Origin of the sequence: uncultured Bacteroides sp., from assembly GCF_902491285.1 — a bacterium.
Classification (GTDB): domain Bacteria; phylum Bacteroidota; class Bacteroidia; order Bacteroidales; family Bacteroidaceae; genus Bacteroides.
Genome location: NZ_CABUHK010000181.1, coordinates 1 through 2,107 on the forward strand (window position 1 = coordinate 1; position 2,107 = coordinate 2,107).

Annotated in this window: 1 protein-coding gene and 1 pseudogene; both read right to left on the reverse strand. The window is 50.5% G+C overall.

All coding sequences use genetic code 11. From position 1 onward, the window contains the following. A pseudogene (locus RDN93_RS22035) lies at positions 1–482 on the reverse strand (Heparinase II/III-like protein); the annotation flags it as partial. Between the two features lie 24 nt (positions 483–506). Next, positions 507–2,107: heparinase II/III family protein (locus RDN93_RS22040; protein ID WP_308747438.1), on the reverse strand; the 1,601-nt coding region annotated here is incomplete at its 5' end.

Sequence of the window (2,107 nt, forward strand, 5' to 3'; positions counted from 1 at the left end):
CGTTTCGAGTTCCAGTCGGGAAAGTTGCAGACAGCGTTCATATCCGTTTCCGCTTTAGTCAGGTATTTGGCATCACCAGTCATCCGGTAGGCATAAGCGCAGGTGAAAATACGCAGCAATGCATCACGGGACACATCGAGGATACGTTTGTTGCTGGCATCCAATTTATAAGTCAGTGCCGTGGCGTTCATCCCTTTGCTGTTGCATACACCCATAATGGTATTATGTAGCAAGGTCAGATTGGCACTCGAATTGGCATCTACTTTGGCTTTCAACGCAGTGAAAGCCTCGGCGTTCATCAACAGGCGGGGATGATTATCCGCGGTCAGTTTGGAATAATCCAGTCCGCCCTCCGGCTCTGTGGGATTCGGTTTCTCATGGGTAGATCCCGGACGGAATCTGTTCTCATCTTCATCGGAACAACTAACGGCCATTCCCACAAAGAAAGCTATGATGATTGTTTTAAAAAGAATCGTTTTCATGGTTCAATGAATTTATTTGTATTACTACTTCAAAGGAATAAGTCGTACTTTCAGTTGCACGGCACGATTGGCAGGAATCACCGTCTCAAAGCCAACGCGGATCGTTCCCGGATTGCGGAAATCATATTCATGCGGGGGCACGTTCGACCAGGTTTTCATTTCTACTTCCGTATCAGTATCTACCGTCAGCAGCATCCGTTGGCCGTCTTTGGTCAATTCCATCCGATTTTTACCCGTTATTTTAGCTTCTGCCGGAGTGACCATTATCCAGGATACGGCAGCTTCCTTGTCTCCCGTCTCCAACCGGTCGGTCACTTCCAGGTGGTCTTTCTGATCCAATATCACGGTACGGACGGCTTTCTTCACACTGTTGGCAAACACACCCGACAGGTCTACTTCCGCCCCTTTCTGTTTCTTCGACTCGAAAGTACGGGTGATCGGAGCATTGCTCTCTACCAAATGCCGTTCGCCGTTAATTGTCAGGGTGTTGTGAGCGATATTGCTTAGCCGGAATACTTCCCAGCGTTGTCCGTTCTGCGACATATTCCACAGGTCCACTCCCTTACTTTCGAGTGTGATATAACTCTGCATCCCCAAGTCCATCGCCCAACGCACCCCGTCTCTCTCGAAGATAAACGAACCGGCATCCATGTGCGCATGAGAGGTAGAAGGCGAACCGCCTTTCACTCCCAGATAGGTATCTTTCTTGCTGTCCCATCCGCCACGGTAGATAAACACAGGCGTATCTCCGCGACTGAACCAGAAGTTTTTCTTCGGCTTGCCGATATTCTTCAAGTCGAGCTGCGAACAGAACACCATCAGGCTGGGCAGTAAACGGTCTTCGGCAAACGGCATATCCGGCCGGTCGAGATACTGACGTTCAATCCACAACAGGGAAAGGTCTTTCGCTTTGCCTGCAAACCAGAACATCATCATATTACACTCCGCCTCTACCGGAGAATCCGAGAAACAGAAACAGTCTCCGCCCGGAGCCGTCATATACTGCATGAAACGGGCAGACTCCATGAAGCCGGGGGCTTGGGAGAGCCCATTGTCTGTGCCGAAAGCACTTTCGAGCGCAGCAATGAGCATTACCTGAAAACTTGTCCCGTACCCCCAATATCCGAACCCTTCGGGATAACCTCCGTCGGGGCCATAACCTACCATCGCTTTCGGATTTGTCTCCATGCATTTCTCTATGATTCCTTTCGATACTTCCGGAATCTCTTCAAAAAGAGCCAGCGCGCCATACGCCAATCCACTATTACATACGGAATTCCAGTTATTCTTGGCTGTATAGAACCAGGCATGACGGGTGTTCTTTGCCGCATCGAACCCTTTTGCGACGATTGCTTCGCGCACCATCCGGCGGGTGTCGGGCTGCAAAGAGTCATACAGCCAGTCATAACCGATAGCCAATGCCATTACCATCTCACCCACATCCAGAAAATGAGTGGGGTTCCAGTCGGTGAAACGACTGACGGCCAGCATCTCCTGTTCCGCACGAAGAGCGTATTTCCGATCTCCCGTCATACGGTAAGCGTAGGACAGGTAATAGATACGCTTCAGCGCGATGCGCGAAATCGCCAGCAGGCGTTTACCCTCTTTGATACGTTCCACAGGCT